This is a genomic window from Methanobrevibacter thaueri, assembly GCF_003111625.1.
GTDB classification, from domain to species: domain Archaea; phylum Methanobacteriota; class Methanobacteria; order Methanobacteriales; family Methanobacteriaceae; genus Methanocatella; species Methanocatella thaueri.
Genome location: NZ_MZGS01000016.1, coordinates 200236 through 221858, shown reverse-complemented (window position 1 = coordinate 221858; position 21623 = coordinate 200236). Strand labels below are relative to the sequence as shown.

The following is a 21623-nucleotide window of genomic DNA, read 5'->3' as shown; positions in this document are numbered from 1 at the left end:
AAAAATAATTAATTTTAAATACTTTAAAAATTATAATATTTATTATCTCTGCATGTGATGAAAAGAATTTGATGCAGTTATATAATCAAGATTTTTTTCTAAAAAGAGGTTGTAATGAAATGGAATGCGCTTCAACAAAAGCTTATGGATTGAATATTAATGATTTTTTAAGAGAGGAATTTCTTGACAAGCTTGGATGCGAGTTTGGAGATAAGGATGTTGATGTTGTTACATTACAGATTGCTCTTTCAGCTGACATTGCAATGAATACGCATTAAATGTGTCATTTGCCGATTTGATGGAACATGTCTAATCAAATAGTTATGAATAAAATTTTCGATTTAATAGAACATGTTCGATTCAATCGAACAGTTATTATTCAATAATTTTAAATATCATGTTTTATAAAATAGAATATGTTCGATATTAAGGAACATGTCCAATTAAAAAAATTATATGGGGTTGTTTAAAAATGAAGATAATGCCGGTTTCAATGCCGAAGGATATAGACAAATACTTTTTCAACAGGGTGAAGGATATCAACATGATAAATACTCAGCTGTCAACGGTCCGATTAGATATTCCCCCTCAACTGTTGATTACAGGATATCGTGGTGTGGGCAAGACATTTCTTCTTAAAAAGGTATTGAATGACCAAAGCGAGGACATACTGACCTCATTCATTGACATATCCGAAATTGTCGGAAGGCAAAAGGGAAACCTCACCGAGGAGAAGGTGCTTAAGGAAATCTTGAATTCCATAAACGAAACAATGTCTAAAGACAAGAAATCATACAAAAAATGGATTGATAAGATAACCGGACATGTCAAAAGACTGCAATTGAAAAATTATGATTTTCCGGGAGATGCGAATATAATGGACATACCGATTCCAGTAATCCATGACAATTATGACAAGCTTTCCAAATTTGTAATGGAGCTTCCCCAAAAAATCGTTGATGAGTCAAAAGACATAAAAGGATATATAATAGTAATCGATGAGTTCCAACTATTAAAAAACGTTAAAAAACCTGATGCATTCTTTTGGCTAATCAGAAGCTTTGTTCAAAAGCAGTTCAATGTAGGTTATGTCTTCACAGGTTCCGTTTCAAAAACTTCAGATATAATCAACATGATCAACGGTCAGGAAGGAGCATTCGGAGGAAGATTGATACAGATAAATATCGAGCCGTTCACAGCTGACGAGACAAGAAGATACATCGAGGAAAAATCAAATAACTTAAAATTCACAAATGAGGGATTCGAAAGATTTTACGCATGCACACGAGGAATCCCTCTGTATATAAATAGTCTCTCATCAGTTCTGCCTAACAACACAATATGTGATGAGGAAATCATCAAACAAACTCTCAAGTTCAACATTGACCAGGTCGCTATGATGTGGATTTATGTTTGGGGGAGGTTAAGCGAAGGAGAAAAGGATTTCATAATATATCTTCTGGAGCATGAAGGATCAAATAGGGCAGATTTGGACAATGAGCTGGGTTATGCGAAATCCAGCATAACAAGATTCATAGATTCACTTTCCAATCAGGGAATAATCGAATTCAATCGTGAAAGGAAATTTGTCCTTGCAGACAAGATGCTTGAAAGATGGTTGAAAACCAAGTATGAAACCAATGGTTTCTATCCTTTATAACTTAACTGATTTTCATTATTTATTTTTTCAATCTATATTTGATTAGATATGAGGGGTTTTCTAAAGATGAAAAAAGTGAACTGCTGATTTTAAAGTTAGTTTAACATATGTTTTTACTAAATCATTAGCTTAAATAACAAAACACTAATCTTATTAAGCATTAAAAATAAAGTGCAATATACTATTTAATATAATAGTTAAAATATGGAGGATGTAAATCATGGCAAGTAAAGTTAATGCTACACCAACATTAGATGGTATCGATGCAAAAAGATTCATTGAAAAATTAAATTCTCCGTCAACACCAAAAGAGGTAGAATCATTAAAAAGAGCTGATGAAGTATTTAAAAAGATTAAATATATTCATTAACTTCTTTTTTTTTTAATTGTACATAGATTATTTTCATTTTTTATTAAAACGGATCGAGATATCTTACTGGCATAGTTTATTTGAAGGTAAAAATTTTCATGGGAAAGTTTCACCTGTATATCCTTGTCTCGACGAGGGGCGAATTAGGTGATATATGGGTTCTTCAATAATTCATAAAAATGATTGTAATTTTCCATATGCTATTTTTACAACTTTATTTTTTTTTATCATGTCTAAAAATTCATGATATTTTTTCTGATTCATAATTTTTAAAACATTTTTTGAGATTAAAATTAATTTAACAACTTATTTTTTTTAATATTTTCCTGAGTCTGTAAAATTTTATAGGCTTATTTTATTTTTAGATGTTTTTCGGTCCAATTTTCCATTTGGTAGTCTAAAAATGTTAGAATTCCATTTTTAGTCTTGTATAATTTCTTAATTATTTCTGGATTGGTTTGTCTGTAGTAATTTTCGACTTTATTGGATGTTCTTTCAATATTTTCATCATCTAAGTGCTGTACATATCTGTGAAAGTGATTTATGATGTGTTTTCTTATAAAATCTTTTAATACTACTGGTATGGCCATATAATTTTGTAAATATTGTTTAAATTTTTCTATTGCTTCTTTTGTTGAGTTTTGTCTAAAACAATCTTTTAATTCCTGCGCGTTTTCATAGATATAATCTCTTTCTTTTCCATTAATCTTGTTTCTTCTGCAATACACTTTTAATTTGTGATGTATTGTTTGAAACAAATGAAATGTGCATAATTGATGATTAACACCTATTTCATCAGCTATGTTACGATACATAGGAAATAAATCAGTTGTTAAGCATATAAATGGTTTATATACCGTTGAATCTAAGATAAATTTTTTAGTATTTTTCGGTATTCTGCGGCGAACTATTCTTTCTGAGACCGGAATATTAAGTATTGCATCAAATAAAGTTAATCTGTAATGTCTAACTCCATTAAGTCTTAAAAATTGCTCATCATACAAATAGTAGCCAGAATATTCAAATTCTTCATTATTGATTGTTTCTTCATGATTTTTGTTGGACCAGTTCTTGATTGTTTGGTGAGATATTCGAATTCCAAGAAATATTTCAAAGTATTTACTTATTTTACGAAGTGATTGGTATCCTATTTTCATTATTCCTGGAATTTTATCTATTATTTCTTGTAAAAATTGTTTATGTTCACCAATTAATGGATTATTGTATATTCCAAATTTTTTTCCACATTTTTTGCACTGATATTGCTGTTCTTTAAATTCTGTGGTTTTTCCATTGATATTTTGTTTGTTTTTTGTTATAGTGCCTTTTTTAATTATTTTATGACTTCCACAAACTGGACAAATAGGATTATCATATTTAAAAGTATTATTTTCATCTAAAAATAGCTTTTGATTTGTATTTTCAATTTTAGGACTTTTATTTAGTCTTTCTGAAATGATTTTTTCTTGATCAATTTTTTCATCAGAAAAATCGTAAAGTTTAAGTTGTATAAAGTCTATATTACTATTGAGGGCAGATACGATTTGTTTGGTCATAAATTATTATTTGTCCTCACTTATTTAAGTAATTTACTATTTTTTAACAATTTATATTAAAATTAAAGAAAAATTAGAATGAATTTTCATCGAAGTGAAACTTCAAGTGTAAAAAATTAAATTTTAAAAAAGCCTATAAAATTTTACAGACTCATTTTCCTCTACTATCACACAAAAAATATAATAAAAGTTAATATAAAATAAGTAATAAATTATATAATAAATATTATAATAAAATGTGATAACATGAAACATGAACTTTTTGAAGTCGGACTGTATGACTATTCGGATCTGGACAGGCGTCTCAACAAACCTGTCAAATGGACAAGTGATGATTTAAGACAGATTGCTGAAAACTACCGTGGAGGAATCCCTTTAACCTCAGAGCACGACAAGGTCTACATAGGCATTGGAAACAATATCGTGTTTGAAGAGGATAAGGGAAAGCTGTTCATTGACCTTCCGGATGAGCTTGACATGAAGGGCAAAGGCCTGTCACCTAAAGTTGATGTTTTACTGAAAGATAACGGAGATTCATTTGGAATTGATACTATGAGCTTAATAGATGTTGGCGTAACCAAAAACCCAAGAAAAATGACTTTGCTGAATTCTGAAATAACTGGTGAGACTGGAGAGGCCGGTGAAACCGCAAATCCTGAGCCTCCTGAAGTTGAAAACCAGGACGCAAATGTGACAACCAATCTTTTGCTTGAAAAACTCAAGGGAAAGGATGCGGAAATCGGAAAGCTGCAGGATGAGATAACCACCTTAAAAAAGGAATCCAAAAAGTATGACAAGATAAAAAAATCCATAGAGGAAAACAAGGAATTCATAAACAATAAGGAGGATATCCTAAAGGAGCTGTCTGAACTTAGAAAACATGAAAACGAAAGGAAAATAAAGGAGTACGAAGCAAAATATAATTTCAACTATAATGAAAACGCACAGGACAAGGAGATTATAGATAAGCTACTCACTGGGGACGTTGACATGGAGCTTATGGAGAAGCTGGCCGAGAGAAGAATAAAAATTGAAGCCACCAATGACATTTCAACTCCGGGCGGACGCAACCCTCAAAACTCAAGCGATATTGGTGAAACCGGATCTGCCGGAGATGAAAACGCTCCTTCATTTACAACCCGTGAGGAATACAATAGGATATTGAAGGATATGGGATTTAACAGAACCAAAATATAGCTGTGAAGGTGTCTTTTGCACTGGAGCTATACTTTCATTTATTTGCTCGTTGTTTATATTTGAGGGGAAGTGTTTTTGCTTTCCCTTGAAATTAACAAAACTTAACCCTCGAACCGACCGGTAAACGGTCGGTTCTTAAAATCTGACAATATTAATTATTTCTTCCTATATCCATTGCGACTCATTTCATTCGTCGCAACAGTCCCTCAGAGATGGACAGCTTATTTTTCATGAATGCTGATTAGGAACAAATCAGTAATATTATTAAGTATTAATGTAATAAATTAGATTAGAGGAATGAATAATATGTTTTGTAAATGGTTTTATCATGGCTGTTGTCTTATATTCGAGTGTCCCTGTGATTATACGGGGTCATGCGGACTCAAAGAATGAAGATAACTTGATATAGAATATTATAAATTGTTTTTTTGCATTAATGCCTACTTATGATTAGTTTCTACTTTGGTATTGTGGGGAATCAAATATTTTTCAAAAGTAGTCATATTGATGGCTTCTGCCGTTCATAATTAATTTTCCACAGTCAACTCGATGGGCTTATATATTACAGTTTATAGGCCTTTTTCATGTTAGGATAGTTGGATTTTGTATGTTGTAACATACATATTATTGATGTCATTGTTAGTGTAGCTATTGAAAAGTACTGTGATTGGATTCATAATAGTGACATTGAGAAATTTTAATTAACAATCATTTGAAAAATTTAGTTTCACATCATGCAATCAGTTATTTTTTAGCTGGGCTGTCTATGAGCATTTAAAAAAGATTTTCCAGTGAATTCATTATATAATGATATGTTTATATATAGTCGTATTGACTCTCGCATTGATTTAATGAAAGAAATTTCTAAATCATTTGATTTTGATTTGGCAACCAAAAGGAATAATTCATTTAAATATTTCATTGAAAAATTAGAAAAAAATACTCAATTGATAAAATCAGGCATATTGACTGATTTTTCCCAATTGCCGGGATTTTTGATAAAAAAATCGTTTCATTTAGATTGGCAGGAAAAACAATCAAGATTCAGTTCATGATTAAAAGGATTTTTTCATTGAGTTTAGAAAAAAAATATTATCTTGAGAATAAAACAATTCTCTGATTTCTGATTTCTTTTGAAAACTCTTCATCTTCCTTTGTGGGTGTTTCTTTCATTTCTTTTAAAACAGCAACTGCATCTTTACCTTCAAAGATTGGAGTTTTAGCGATTGGTCTTGCCATGAAATCACCTCTTAAAATGCTTAGTCTATAATCTCATTTTTGTTAGATGCTCATTTAAATAATTATGCATAATCATGTCTTTAAAGAGCATATTTTATAAATATCTCTCAATTTTCCAGAAATTACATATAAGTCGTGCCCACTAAAACCTAACTCATTAAAGAATTTCAAAAGTATCTGGGGAGGAGTATTCTCCAGATATGTATTATTTTTTACCTTCCAGTCGTTTAATGGACTTAATCAGGTTATCAAAATCAGATTCATAATTTCTATCCTGATCTATTCTAAATTCCTTATACTCATTAATCGCATGGACTTTGGCTTCAACAGCTGAAACTTTACCTTTTCCTTCAAGTAGTGGCAGTTGGCTTAATTCAAGATATCCGTAAAGCAATGTTTTCCAGTCTTTCATGAATGTTGGTTTTTGGGAATTTGCCCTTGTTTCTGCCAATGTTAAAAAACCGTCAACCAGAGTATTTAATGAATCCAGTTCCATTTCGTTTAAGTAGTTTTTTGATATTACCACATCTGCCTGCAGGATTTTTCCATGAGGTGCATCTTCCCATGTTGTCAGGCCCATGTTAAGCTTGTTTTTATTGCTTCGGGATTTTATGATTTCAGCGGCGGTCTGGCCGGTTATGGCAAATAGGAGCATGTTCTGCACTGTGGCAAAGAAGTCTTTTGTTTCATCGGCATCCAGATTGTAATCGGCGCTTGTCGCATACAAATCAGTGATTTTTTGATTGAATCTTCTCTCTGAAGCACGTATTTCACGGATTCTTGAAAGCAAGTGGTCAAAGTAATCTTTCCCGAATCTTGTGCCTTTTTTTAATAACTCGTCATCCAGTGCAAAACCTTTTACAATATACTCCTTAAGCACGCCTGTCGCCCATCTGCGAAAGTGTGTTGCCTGTTTGCTGTTTACACGATAGCCGACTGAGATTATGGCATCAAGGTTGTATAATATTGGCTGTGTCTTCGCATCGGGATTTATAATAACGATTCCACTATTAGTGGAATCGTTCGGATTGAAGGTAACTTCTGATTTTACCAACTCTTCGGACTCAAAAATATTAGTTAAATGTTTGCTTATGGTTTTGATATTTTTACCGAACAATTCTGCCATGGTTTTTTGTGTAGTCCACATTGTGTCATTTTCAGAATCAATAATTACATTTATGGCTACTGCTCCATCCTCACTGGTATACAATAATGTTTTTACAATTTCATTATTCATATTCAAGCTCCTGCGTCTAATTGATATAATAATAAGTAGGTTTATAATGTATATAAAAGATTAGAGAGAGCAGTTGAAAAGTAATTTTTTGCATATATAATTATCAATGCCGGTATCTTAAATATCAACCACTAAAACCTAAACTCCTTAAAGAATTTCAAGTGTCACCGGATTGCTATTCTCCAGTTTATAAAAGGCATGATGCTCTATGACAAGAAGTATCCTGATCAAGACGCAGGGGGTATGAAATTCTTAAACGAAAACTTGATGTGCCTCCAGATGCTGGTGGCCATGCACAAAGCTCTTTTGGTTTTATCAATGTTTGAAAATGTCAGTCAATTTTTCTCATGGCAATCCCCACTTTTAAAATAAGGGTAGCTATTTATACTAAAAGGGCAAAAAAGTAGAATTGTAAGATATGTGTTATTTTACAGATCTTATTTAATTTCAAAATTGTTGGATAAAGTTATAATATTTCCACTTCATTATAATTTTTCCGAAAAAAATCTTCATTCAATCACTCGATTGAGAAAAGCTGCATCTGAGGGATTGTATTAATCTCTCAGATGATATGGCCTTCATTTAATAGTTGATTGTTTTCTTAAATTCCTTAATCAGTTTTGAGAACTTGTATTTTGGTTATATCTCGATTGTTCGTTTTTTGTTTTTTGTTTTTAACATTTTAGGTTTTACCGTTTTTGATTTTATAGGTTGTAAACATTTGATGGCGCTTATTTTTTTGTGATGATTTTTGGCTGATTTTAAAATGGGGCTTTAAAAATTGGAATGTTGGTAAATCAGAAGCTATGCTTTAATAATTAGTAAATCAAAGCTTTTTATTTGATTTTAGATCGGTTGATTAAAATGGCACTATTTGAGTGGTGTCAAATGGCGGATCATATGGTGATTTTTTGCAGCTGGTACCAACACCAGTGTAGTTGATTTTTCACTCAGGCATTTGAGTTGGATGGTGACAATAATTCTTTTCTAGAATATCTGAATGCATTTTATTTTAACTTGTCTCTTTTTGAAATCCGTTTTAAGTATTGCTGATTTTCAGTTTTAGGAAAATTCGCTTGAAAATCACGATTGGACAAATTTACTAAATTCAAATACAATTGATTAATGAGAAAGTATATATTAATAAGACACATATAATATTATATGTATGGATATTAAACTTGTCTGTACTAACATAATCTTTAAGTTAGTTCAAGTTTATATTAATTAGCTTAAGGATTAATCAAAAGGGTTCACATTAAGCTTCAAAATCTGAGAGATTAATACAATCTCTCAGAATTTGGCGAATGAATGGGACTCGTTTTTGTAAAAAACCGATAATTTTTACAAATTTTTAAAAAATTTTTGTAAAAAGATATTGGTAAACAGTGAGCTGTTAAAATGGGAAAAGTTAATAAATTATTGATTATAAGTATGTTGGTTATGCTTGTTTGCTGCGTAAGTGCAGTAAGTGCAACTGACATAGACAGTGTCAATGACGTTAGTGATGACATTGCAATAGATGAAGTTACTGATGTTGTTGATGATGTAGCAATCGATGATACAGTTGAAGAAGTTGCTGATGAGGTGATTGATGATTCAGCTGATAATTACGTCGATGAAGGTAATTTAAGGCAAAGTACTAATTCCGTAATCATTACAGATGGAAATTACAGTGCTTGTTTTGATACTTCAACAGGGTACATGTTTACAAATCATGATTTAACCTTTGTTGGAAACTTTAGTAATAAAACTTTCGGAAACTTCAAGATAAACAGCAATATTGAAATCGATGCAACAAACGCTATATTTAATAATATTGGTTTTGATTTTGTAACTTCAAATATTGTATTTAAAGGTGGAACATTCATTACTAATCCTAATGTTACAACAGGTTCAGTTTTAACAGTTTCATCAAGTCATATTAATGTAAGTGATGTAACAATTAATGTTACTGCACCTGAAAACAAGGATTTCTATGCAATGGCGTTATTGAATGCAAATTATGCAGAAATCACAAACAATACAATTTATTATTTAGATACATTTGCAAACCCTTCAAACTACAACTATGCTGTAAAAGTTAAAGGTGGATCAAAAAATAATATGGTTGGAAATACAATTATAGTTTCTGTGCCTTTAAAAGATGTGAATTATACTGATTATGAAACAAAATTCCCAACTATTGATTTTGATATGGTTGCAGGAGTTGCAGTGGAAAGTTGTGACAGTTTCAACTTTGCAAATAACAATTTAAATGCAACAGCTAATCTTCGTACTGGTGATTATCCTACTTTAAGTGCATTAATCATTGTTAAATCAGATAATAGTAATGTAACTGGAAATAAAATTTATGTAAGAGATAATGTTTCTAGTGTGGAAGAAGCAAATTTCTTGTATGCTGTTGATATTTACAGATGTAATAATGTATTAATTGATAATAACAATATTGATTTGAAAAGTAAAAGCGGTAACCTTACTGTAAATGGTACTGGTGCAGCTTATGGTATACAATTGACTGGTCCACATACTGGAGTGATGATTTCAAATAATAATATTACAACTATTAATAATGGTCCTAATTTAGGTATTTATTCTCAAAACAGTCAAGGTCAAACTAGCATTACTGTTAAAAATAATAAAATTAATGTTACTGGTAGAGCAGGTTTCAATAATTGGGCTTTAGTATCGGGTATGGAATTACAAGATAGTTATGCAACTGTAACTGGTAACACAATTGATGTAACAAATGTTGCAGGACCTTATAATGGTTATTATATATTTGGAATAAGTTACTGTCAACCTACAAGTGGCGACCATAAATTCAATATAACCAATAATACTGTCAGAGCACCTCACAGTCCTTTTGCAGTTTATTTAAATAATGTCACTAACAGTAATGTTAGTTATAATGTTTTAACTGCAAAACAGTCCCATGGGAATAATGCAGTATACATGACAGGAACTGGTAATAATAAAGGCAATAATAGTTAATTTCATAAAGGTGAAAATATGGATTTTAAAAAATTACTCTTATTATTGATTTTTATTTTAATATTCAGTTCATTTAGTGTTGTTTCAGCTTTTGATTCAAATTCCACCGATCTTGCTCTTGATGATGATTCAGATAGTATCCAAACTATTTTAAATGATGAAATAAGTGTTGACGATAATGAAAATCATAAAGAATCTCTTGAAATCTCTTCAGATATCCAAACTACTTCTTCGGAAGAGGTTACTATTTATGTTGGAATTAATTCCACTTTTAATGGAAAGGGGACTGAAGATGATCCTTTTGCAACATTAGATTTAGCATGTGAAAATGCAAATGATGGTGGAGAAAAATCTAAAGTAACTGTAAATATTTATGATGGAACATATTTCTTGGGAGATACATTAAAATTTAATACTTCTGATTTAAACATTGTGGGATTGGGTAATTCTGTAGTGATAAAACATATGTATCGTGATAAGATGCAAGCATTTGCTTCTTCCAATAAATTTTCAATGACTAATGTTATTTTTAATGCATCCGGGTTAAATTATAATGATATGTATCTCATAGGACTTACACCTTTTGTTCTAAACGAATTTGGGGGTTCAGCAGAAATAATACTAAACAATTGTACTTTTGCAGATTATGATGAATCAAATCTCTTACCATATGATGGTGGGGGCACAATTCCATTTAGTTCAGTAAATTATCAATTTAATAATTGTAAGTTTATAAGTTCTAAAAATGGAACATTCTCCAGTATAGTTCGTTGTATTGATGATATGAACTCATTTTGGAATCTAACATTTAATTATTGTGTTTTTTCAGCAAAATTTGCTGATTTCGGTTTTGAATCACCTTCGATGGGATTCATGACTGTATATCGTCCAGAAGTACTATTTGATAGCTGTTGGTTGGGCGATAATTATATGGAAACAAGTGCTTTTTATGACTATCAATGGAATTCTCCTCATTATTTTGTTAGTGGAGGTTATTCTGGTAATAAGTTTGTTACATTTAATAGATATGCAATTTTAGACATTTCTGAAAATTATTTAGGGGATAATAAATATGAAATCATTGGAAAATTAATGTGGGATGATAAAACTAATGACAATATTGATAAATTAGGTCCAATGCTTGTTTATTTATCTGCAGATAATGGAGAAATTCCTAAAACAGTTATTTTAGAAAATGGTACTTTTAAAGTTAACTACACTTCTGAAAATCCTAATCATGAAATTACAGTCATGTTAGATCAACAAATAATCAAATTAACCAGTAATGTTGATTTTAGCTCAGATTCTCCAACTATTGATTATGGAGGCAATCAGAATATTACCGTATCTTTTCCTAATAATGTTAAAGGTACAGTTTATGTAACAGTTAATGATAAAACTTATTCTGATTATTTGGATGACAAAAATGTTACAATAATCCCTATTGAAGAAAAACTATCTAAAGGAACTCATGATGTTGTTGTAACTTTTGTAAAAGATAAAAGTCATCATGCTGAAAAAATGGTTGATTCATATTATTATTCTGTAGAAGAAAATGATTTTGGATTTAACATTACTAAAATTACTATTAATGGTCTAAAAGATTATACTTTTAAAGTTAGTTCAATTGGAGATGTATTTGTTGGTGATGAAAAGACTTTAACAATTACATTACCTGATGATGCAAACGGAACAATAATAGTTCATGTAAATACTAAAAAGTTTACTGCACCTGTAAGTGGAAATACAACAACATTAACTATAGGTGGTTTTGTAGCTGGAAACAATGTAATAAACATCACTTATAATGACAATGTACAATATGAATCAAATAGTATTATTGAGAATGTTAATGCATCTCTTAAATCAACTAAACTCACTGCAACTAATGTAACTACTGATTATAAAGTTGCTAAAGATTTGGTTGTTACTTTAACTGATGATAATGGTAATCCTTTAGCTAATAAAACAATTAACATTGTTGTTGGTAAAATTAATGAAAATCTAAATACCAGTACTGATGGTAAAGTAAGTATTGATATTTCTACTTTAGATCCAAATACTTATGTTGCAACTATTAGCTATGCTGGTGATGAATTATATAATGGTTCTAGTACTACTGCTACAGTTGTTGTAAAAGAGGATATTAAAACTGAGATTACTATTCCTGAGATAACTGCTGGAAAAGCAACCACAACCACTATCAAATTACCAGAAAATGCAACAGGTAACATTACCCTAACAGTTGATGATGAAATTATCAGTGTTGTTAACCTTACTAATGGTAGTGCCACTATAACAATCCCTGAATTGTCTGCAGGTAAACATGATGTAGTTATATCATATTCTGGTGATGATAATTATGCTGGTTTCTCACAAAATTCGACAGTAACAGTTAAAGAACCAGCAAAAACACCTGCTTCAAATAAAAAAGTAAAACAAGCAACTAAAATAGTCGCTAAAAAGAAAACTTTCAAAACTAAAACTAAAGTTAAAAAATACACAATAACTTTAAAAACCAAAGCGGGCAAAGCAGTTAAAAAGGTACAAGTTACCATTAAAATTGGTAAAAAAACCTATAAGGCAAAAACCAATGCTAAAGGTAAAGCAACCTTTAAAATCAAAAAACTGACCAAAAAAGGAAAATACACTGCAACAATAAAATTCAAAGGCAATGCAAACTACAAAGCAGCAACCAAAAAAGTAAAAATAACCATTAAAAAATAGAGGAAATTAAAACATTTTTTCTCTATTTTTTCTTTTATTTTTTTTCCGTTTATCATAATAATTATTTTTATAATCACTCAAAATCAAAAAAGGAGGGAAATCAGAATCATGGATATTAAAAAATTATTCATTCTAGTTTTAGTGATTTCAAGTATACTTTCGGTCGCTGTTGTTTCAGCAGCAGACAATGAAACCTTAAATGACATGATAACACAAATTGGTATGACTGAAATTACTGATGATGTAGGGTTCGAAAACACAGAAAATCAAGAATTGTTATCTGGAGATAATGATTCTCGAGTAATTTATGTTGGGGAAAATAAAACATGTGATGGTGGAAATGGGACACTAGAAAATCCATTTGAATCATTTGAACTTGCATGCAATAATTTAAGTGGAGAAGAAAAAGTAGAAATAAATGTCTGTAATGGAATATATTATTTAAACTCAGATTTAAAATTTAACACAAGTAATTTAATTATTAATGGAATAGGAGAAGTAATTATTAAAAATTTAAGAAATTCACCAGGATGTTATGCGTCTTTTGGTTTAGCATCATCTTTAGCTAATTTTACTTTTAATAATATTATTTTTGATGGATCAAATTGCAGTGTTTCAAATATGGATAGACATTTTTATGTATTTATGGGAGGATCTAATCTAGGAATATTTAATAATTGTTCATTTATAAATTTTAGAGAATCTCCATACATGTTTTCAACTCTATTTAATAGAAAATTTAACTATTGTAATTTTTTAGGCAGTTATAATAGTTTAGGTTTTATATTCTCTTGGGATATTATTGAAATGGAGTTTAATTATTGTACAATTTCATCTGGATTATATTTAGGAAATTCTCAACATTACAGTATTCATAGTAATATTACATTTAATAATGTATGGCTGGGTCAAAATGTTTATTCAAATTATATTTCATATACTCCTGTTGATGACAATGGTGTATATCTCAAAAAACAATTATGGTCAGTAAATAAACATGCAATATTTTCATCATGGGAAAACTACCTTGGAAATAATACATTTGAAATAGAAGGTAAATTAACATGGGATGACGGCACTACTTATGGAATTGAAAAATTGTATCCTTTGACTGTTAAGTTTTCATCTAAAACTGGTAACTTACCTAAAAACACTACATTAGTAAATGGTGCATTCAAAGTAATTTATAAAAGTGAATCTAAGGATAATCACATTGAAGTTACATTGGATTCTGAAGATATTTTTTTAGATTTTAAAAATGATATTCAAATTATTACAGAGCATATTATTTATGGGGATAATCAAAACATCACTATAATTCTACCAAAATCCAGTCAAGGTGTAGTATATATTTCTGTAAACAATAAAACTTATGAATATCAAGTAAATAATTATACTTCATTTAATTTTACAGTTCCTGATGAATTACTTGCAGGAGTATACTCAGTCGATGTAAAATTAATAGATAATATAACTCATGTATATGGTCAGAATACTGTTGAATGGGTGATATCTCAACTTGATAAAGAATTAATTATTCAGACTCCTGCAGATGCAAATGTAGATGATAAAAATATCATAATCACTATTTTATTAGAAAATGATGAAACCGGAAATATTACTGTTTTTGTTGGAGATAAAAACAAAACTCAAGAATGCTTTGGAGGAAATATAAATATTGATATTTTAGATTTACTTACTGGTGGAAACAACGACATTAAAATATTCTATTCAGGTAATAAAAAATACATCAATCAAACCAAATTTGATAAAATAACAGTAAACAGAATCAATCCTAAAATGAATATCACAACACCAGCAAATCCTTGTGTTTTTGAAAAAATCAACATTAACATAACTCTGCCAAACAATGCCACTGGAAATATTACCATTTCTGTCAACGATAAAAATAAGACAATAAATGAAGTGAATGCTTCAAATATTGTTGACATATCCAATTTACTTATCGGGGGATTAAATACAGTATACATTAAGTATTCTGGTGATAATTGGTGGGATGCCCAAACCAGAAAAATAACAGTCGATGTAGCTAAGCTCATACCTTCAATGGATATTAATATCACTTCAAGTACTGTTAAAATTGAAGAGAATTTCACAATCAAAATTAATCTGTCTCAAAATAGTACTGGAAAAATTTTAATAAAAATCAATGAAGAAAACTATCAGATTAATATAACTGATACATTAAATGTAATTAATCTCTCAAGTACTCGTTCTGGAGTAAACAAAATCAACATAACTTACTCTGGAGACAATAACTATCACTCTTCATCTAAAATTATTAATGTAACAGTTTTAAAATGGAATATCTCGTCAAATGAAATGAAAATAAGTGTAACTAATCATACTACACCACTTTTCACAATTAACCTACCAATCAATGCAACAGGAAACATAACTGTCAAAATCAACAATAAACAACATACAATAGGATTAATTGGCGGATTTGCTACTTTAAAAATAAACAATCTAATTCCAGACAATTATAAAGCCACAGTAACTTATTCTGGGAATGATAGATATAATCCTATCAGTGCTGATGTAATGTTTTCAGTTCCCAAACCTGAATTGAAAGCAAATGATGTTAACATGCTTTATACAAGTGGTTTTAAGTATAGGGTTTATGTTACTGCCAGTGGCAATCCGGTGATTGGAAAAACGGTTACATTCACAATAAATGGTAAACAGATAACTGCAGTAACAGACAATAATGGATATGCTAGCGTTAAAATCGATTTATCACCTAAATCCAATAAATACACAGTAACCTGTGAATATCGGGGAGTGAAAATAACAAATAAAGTTAAAGTAAACAGCATAATTAATTCTAAAAACTTGAAAGTTAAAAAATCAGCAAAAACACTTAAAATTAAAGTATCACTGAAAAAAGTCAATGGCAAATACCTAAAAGGTAAAAAAATTACCTTAACATTCAAAGGCAAAAAATATACTGCAAAAACTAATAAAAAAGGTGTTGCTACTTTTAAAATTAATAAAAAAATTATTAAAAAACTAAAAACAGGTAAAAAATACTCATATAAAGTTAATTACTTAAAAGATATCGCAACCAAAAAAATAACCGTGAAAAAATAGAATATGACTTTAAATTTTCTATTATAAGGATGTGAAAATAATGAATTTCAGAATAAAATCATTAGTTATTATTGGATTATTGCTGCTAATTGTTGGAATTAGCACTGTATCAGCTGAAGATATTGATAATGTAAACAATACTGTATCAGATGATACTCCAATAATTTCAAATGATGTTTTAAGTCAGGAGAAAATAATTACAGATTCTTCGCATGAAGTTCTTCAAGATAGTGAATCAGATGTAATTGAGGTAAGTAATTGGGATGAATTACAATATTATTGTTCACTTAAAGATAAAGACTATACCTTAAAATTAAAGGACAATACTAATTTCTACCCAACAAAAACAAGTGACTCTAATTATCAAATTAAAGTTTATAATAATGTGAGAATCATTGGAGGAAATGGATCATATATTGGAGACAAATCTCCCAACCCATCTACAATTCGTTACACGGCCATTGTAGTGCCAAATGGATATAAATCCAGTGTCTATTTAGAAAATATTACTTTTAAATGGATTAATACGTTAAGTAGTCCTGATGGTTTGTTTATTCAGATGGGAGGTAAATATAATAGTATAATTAAGAATTGTAATTTTTTGAATATAAATGTTGATTTTGGTCATGCATCAATAGTTTACCTCAGACAAGGCACTGCAACTTTGGAAAATTGTTCTTTTATTAATTGTACTACAGGTTATGGTTGTGTTAGTGTTTATGATCCAGATAATCTTAAAAGGGTTAAAATGATTGTCACAGATTGTTATTTTGAAGGAAATTATGCAACAACAGAACCAGGTTGTATAAATAACTGCGGTATTTTGGAAGTTTATAATTCTACTTTCTATCGAAATCGTGCTTATTGGTGGGCAGGAGCAATACATACTCATAATGGTGGGAATACTACTATTTATGATTCTAATTTCACTTATAATGTTGCAGGATGGAACGGTGGAGCATTATACACTTACAGTTACTTACAAATCTACAATACTGTTTTTATAGGTAACAATTGTACTACTAATAATGGTGGTGGAGCTATAGGTGCTTGTGCTTATCAATCAAATCCTCATATTTATATTGAAAAATGTTTATTTGAAAATAATGCTAACAATTGTTGGGGTTTAGATAGTTTGTCCACTACCGGTACTGGTCGTGGTGGTGCTATTTCTTTTATGGATGAGGGGTCTCTTGAAGTTCATGATACTATTTTCATTGCTAATTCAGCATCTATTGGTACTGCCATATGTGCTATTGCAGCAGGAGAATATGGCTCTCCTACTGTTATTATAACTAATAATTCATTCATTAATCATACACGTAATGGAAATACATTAATTGTTCGTGTTTCAGGTTCAACTGCAAACATAGAGAATAATTATTTTTATGGAAATTCTATTCCATTCTCATCTTTAACATTAACAAAAATCAATGATGGTAAAGATCAGGCCACATTAGAAGTGTCATGCACTTTATCTAATCCAAGTTATTATGATGTTGATATTTTAGATAAGACAAGTTATGAGGTTTATATTAATAATGAATATGTTAAAACCGTTGATTCAAGGATTTTCACCATTGATTTTGATGAGTTGGATACCTGTGAGGTTTATGTAATTCCAACCATCTCTAATCAGAAATCCAATTCCGTATATCTAGTTAGTACTCGGGAGTATATCTTTGTTTCAAAAAGCAATGGTAATGACAGCAATAATGGTATTTCAAGAGATACTCCTGTAAATACTATTAAAAGGGCTTTGGAACTTGCAAACGGTTGTCAGAGCATACTAGTTATGGATGGAAATTATAGCGAGGAAAATTTACAAATTGATTATGACTTGCTTATTAAAGGTGAAGGAAATGCAACTTTAACTAATTCCACATCATTCATGATTAATGCAGAAAATTTCACTCTAAAAAAAATCAAAATAGATTCTATAATATGTGAATCATTTATCAGACAAGTCAATGGCAATCTAATTGTGGATAAATGTATTTTTAACAATAATGCTGCATCAAAGCTTATTGATGCTGATAAAGTAAATATTACTAAATCCATTTTCACAAACAATAACTTGATAATCTACAATAACGGTTTTACAACTATTAAAAATTCCATTTTGCTAAATAACACTCAAATAATTGATAATAACTTGGATAGTGTTGATTTGGATTATAACTGGTGGGGAAATACTTTAAACAATATTTCTAAACCTGCTGATTTAAATATTAATAATTGGTTGATTTTAAATGTTACAACTGGTAAAAATGCTTTGGAAATTGGTCAGTCATGTGTTGTGCAATTTGGTATATATCTATTTGAAAACAACAAAGTAAATAAATATAATGATTTAATCAAATTTAATTTACTAACTAATGCTTTAAATGCTTCGGTAAATAAAAATACAATCGATTATACTGATAAAATCGTTTACACTCAATTAGGTTTGGAGGATAGTGTTTTGACTGCAAGTTACAATAATGTTTTGATTGATTTGCCGTTCAGGTTTTTAAAATCCTCTCCAAATTTATCTATTAAATTTTCCGATATTAGGTATAATGATGATTTGATAATCAAGGTTAGCGCACCAAAAGACATTGGTGGTGACATTTCCGTTACTGTCGGAAGTGAAACCACTACCAAACCATTGACAAATGGTGTCACATTCACTTTCAGATATTTGGAAGCTGGCGATTACAATATCACTGTTAACTATAACGGCAATGGGAAATATCTCTCTCAAATAATCGAATCCAGTGTCAATGTCGCAAAATATGATTCAGCAACTCAAATCAGTATCGGCAGCGTTAATGTTGGCGAGGATATAGAAATAACAGTCACCACATCACGCGGAACAACAGGTTATGTCAACCTGACAATCAATGATATTGTAGGGGAAATATTAACATTGAAAAATGTAGAAGCCAAGTATATCTTTAAAAACGTTGGCCGTGGTGATTATCTGATTACTGCATATTATATGGGCGATAATAGGAATCTTCCTAGCCAATGTTCCTATTTCCTTGAAGTGGACAATATAAATCCGACTATTACAGCTTCAATTGCTGACAGCAATTATGGTGAAGCGGCAATTATTGATGTAAGAGTAAATGACGGTGCAAATGGTTATGTTACAGCCAGTATCGATGACATTACCAATTCATCTGAAGTCATAAATGGCCACTCAAGGATTTATCTTTATGGTGCCGATGCAGGAATAAATAGGGAAGTTACAATATTCTACAGTGGAGATGATACATACTTCAACAGGACAATCACCACTAACATGACCATATTCAAGAATAATTTCACTTTCGATATATCTTCTGAAGACATCTACATTGGCCATGATGCAGTTATCATGATTAAGGTTCCCTTAAGGACACAGGGTAATTTCACAATTGATGGTGTTGTATTGTCCATTCCGATGTCCGGTGAGGTATCCTACACCATTCCTGATTTGGAAGTTGGAAATTACACAATAACTGCAGTATTTGAGGGAAATAATTATTTCACTGTTGAAAATTCCACTTCATTTACCGTTTTCGAGTATCCGTCTCCTCAGTGGATGAATGATGGTGTTGATACCCAAAACAGTCAAAAAACTGATCATGTCAGTTCGTCTACTGGTTTTGTCGCTTGGACAGATCAAATCAACAGCACTGTCATTGCAAATATTGTGGTTGACAGTGAAGGCAATCTTTATTTGGCTACGGTTAACGGTATCTATTCTTATGATGGTGAAGGCAGTTTAAGATGGATTTATCACTCTGACGGTCGTATAGGTAATTTTTCAGGTTTGGCCATTGGTCGTGATGTAATCATCTCACCAAGAGCCGGAGACACAATATACCTGATTAGGAATAACTTGGATTTGGTTAACCAGACAACCGGTGAGAAATATGGAAGTTCAAATATCTATCAGGCATCCAGTATATTCGTGCCTGTTATAGATGCCAATGCAAATATCTATACCGTTAGCGAGTATCAGTTTGAAGGTCAGGGCTATAATCTGGTCATCACTCCTTTTAAGATTTGGGAAAATGGTGGTCATCCTACTCAAATAAGTTTGGGTAATGTCAAGCCTATTGCGGCTCCAACAGTAAATAGTGACATGTTTGTTGTTTTAGGTGAAGGCAATCTCATGATTTTTGATGCAAAAACAGGTTTGTCAAATTCAATTAAAACAGGTAACTTTAAAAATGTTCGTCCGGTCATCGGTGACGGCAATATCGTTTATACCATTTTAGGCAATTCCATTATTGCATATACCATTGACGGGTCACAATCAGGCAGTAAGATTCCAATCACCGGAGGGGCTGGTGATAAATTGCTCATCAACAATGAATTGAATTTATTGTATGCAACTAATGGTGACGGCAGTCTGTATAGTTATGATTTGTTTACCAGTGAGGAAACTTTGATATTTGATTCTAAAATCACTTCAGGCATTTTAATCGATGGAAATAATAATCTATTATTTGGCTGTGACAATCTATTCTATTGCATCGATTCAAATGGCAAGGTTTTATGGAAATCAGATTTGGAATCCAAAATCACCGGAACTCCAATCATCAATAAAGATGGAGTCATCTATGTTACCAGTGAAGACAACAAGCTGTTTGCCTTAAGTCATCTTAGTTTAGATGATTCCGGTTTGGAAGTGTCTGCCACAAATGCTAGTGAAGGTGAGGAAGTCATAATCACCATTAAAATCAACAATCAAACAACAGGTAATGTGTCATTCAAATTAAATGGTGTTGTTTATTCATTTGAAACCGGTAACGGCACTATCGTTAAGGCAATTTCTGATTTGCCTGCCGGAACTTACACTGTCAATGTGACTTATCCAGGTGATTTAAAATTCGACAAAACAAGTAAGGTTGTAACTTTCACAGTTAAGGCTAAAAGTGTTCCGGTCACTCCGGATGAACCTGTCGTTCCTAACACAATCATTAAAGGAAGCGACATAACTGTCTTATACACAAGCAATTCCTACTATAAGGTTAAGCTAACACAAAACAATGCTCCATTGGCCGGTAAAACAATTATAATAAACTTCAACGGTGCCAACTATAAAATAAATACAGATAAAAACGGTATTGCAACTTTCAAAATCACAGCAAAACCGGGCAAGTACACTATCAAGGCTACATACAACAATAAAGCAACCAAAAACACAGTGACAGTTAAAAGCATCCTTCAAGCCAAAAACCTGAAAGTCAAAAAGTCAGCTAAAACTGCAAAAATAAAAGTGACCCTAAAAAAAGTCAACAACAAGTACCTCAAAGGCAAGACTCTAAAGCTTAAAATCAACAAAAAGACCTTGAAAGCGAAAACAAACAAGAAGGGAGTTGCAACTTTCAAGCTAAGCAAGTCAATCCTTAAAAAACTCAAGAAGGCCAAGAAATACACATACACTGTAACCTATCAAAAGGACAGCATAAAGAAATCTTTAATGGTCAAGTAGGAATTTAATGATTCCTACTCTTTTTTATTTTTCACGATATATGCTACAATATCGAA

12 protein-coding genes are annotated in these 21623 nt (G+C 30.8%); 9 read left to right on the top strand and 3 right to left on the bottom strand.

Annotated elements, in window-relative coordinates:
* Positions 1–119 precede the first annotated feature (119 nt).
* The 3 genes from MBBTH_RS10870 to MBBTH_RS10865 all read left to right on the top strand — a co-directional run bounded on the left by MBBTH_RS10870 (position 120) and on the right by MBBTH_RS10865 (position 2030).
* Positions 120–278, top strand: a complete 159-nt coding sequence (locus MBBTH_RS10870; protein WP_165814016.1) for a hypothetical protein — start codon at positions 120–122, stop codon at positions 276–278.
* Between the two features lie 194 nt (positions 279–472).
* The gene (locus tag MBBTH_RS02990; protein WP_243409635.1) at positions 473–1660 is read left to right on the top strand and encodes an AAA family ATPase; all 1188 of its coding nucleotides are present in this window, start codon (positions 473–475) and stop codon (positions 1658–1660) included.
* A gap of 220 nt (positions 1661–1880) precedes the next feature.
* Positions 1881–2030, top strand: coding sequence for a hypothetical protein (locus tag MBBTH_RS10865; protein WP_165814015.1), 150 nt, complete (start codon positions 1881–1883; stop codon positions 2028–2030).
* A 350-nt stretch (positions 2031–2380) separates the two neighbouring features.
* Here the strand turns inward: MBBTH_RS10865 and MBBTH_RS02985 are convergent, their stop codons facing one another.
* Positions 2381–3586, bottom strand: coding sequence for a transposase (locus tag MBBTH_RS02985; protein ID WP_116591563.1), 1206 nt, complete (start codon positions 3584–3586; stop codon positions 2381–2383).
* Between the two features lie 246 nt (positions 3587–3832).
* Here MBBTH_RS02985 and MBBTH_RS02980 point away from each other — a divergent pair, with 246 nt between their 5' ends.
* Positions 3833–4783 (top strand): CDK-activating kinase assembly factor MAT1, encoded by a 951-nt coding sequence (locus tag MBBTH_RS02980; protein ID WP_116591562.1) that lies wholly within the window; start codon positions 3833–3835, stop codon positions 4781–4783.
* Positions 4784–5875: 1092 nt separating this feature from the next.
* Here the strand turns inward: MBBTH_RS02980 and MBBTH_RS10860 are convergent.
* Both MBBTH_RS10860 and rhuM read right to left on the bottom strand, forming a co-directional pair.
* A complete protein-coding gene (locus tag MBBTH_RS10860; protein WP_165814014.1) occupies positions 5876–6022 on the bottom strand; it encodes a hypothetical protein in 147 nt (48 codons plus the stop codon).
* Between the two features lie 205 nt (positions 6023–6227).
* A complete protein-coding gene (gene rhuM, locus MBBTH_RS02970) occupies positions 6228–7259 on the bottom strand; it encodes a RhuM family protein (protein ID WP_116591560.1) in 1032 nt (343 codons plus the stop codon).
* 198 nt (positions 7260–7457) lie between these two features.
* Here rhuM and MBBTH_RS10855 point away from each other — a divergent pair, with 198 nt between their 5' ends.
* The 5 genes from MBBTH_RS10855 to MBBTH_RS02950 all read left to right on the top strand — a co-directional run bounded on the left by MBBTH_RS10855 (position 7458) and on the right by MBBTH_RS02950 (position 21567).
* Positions 7458–7631: a hypothetical protein gene (locus MBBTH_RS10855; RefSeq protein ID WP_165814013.1), complete on the top strand. Its 174-nt coding sequence runs from the start codon at positions 7458–7460 to the stop codon at positions 7629–7631.
* Between the two features lie 1029 nt (positions 7632–8660).
* On the top strand, positions 8661–10253 hold the full coding sequence (locus tag MBBTH_RS02965; RefSeq protein WP_116591559.1) for a hypothetical protein: 1593 nt from the start codon (positions 8661–8663) through the stop codon (positions 10251–10253).
* An 18-nt stretch (positions 10254–10271) separates the two neighbouring features.
* The gene (locus MBBTH_RS02960; protein WP_116591558.1) at positions 10272–12980 is read left to right on the top strand and encodes an Ig-like domain-containing protein; all 2709 of its coding nucleotides are present in this window, start codon (positions 10272–10274) and stop codon (positions 12978–12980) included.
* Positions 12981–13088: 108 nt separating this feature from the next.
* Positions 13089–16094: an Ig-like domain-containing protein gene (locus MBBTH_RS02955; protein ID WP_116591557.1), complete on the top strand. Its 3006-nt coding sequence runs from the start codon at positions 13089–13091 to the stop codon at positions 16092–16094.
* A 40-nt stretch (positions 16095–16134) separates the two neighbouring features.
* Entirely contained in the window at positions 16135–21567 is a 5433-nt protein-coding gene (locus MBBTH_RS02950; RefSeq protein ID WP_116591556.1) for an Ig-like domain repeat protein, read from the top strand.
* Positions 21568–21623 lie beyond the last annotated feature (56 nt).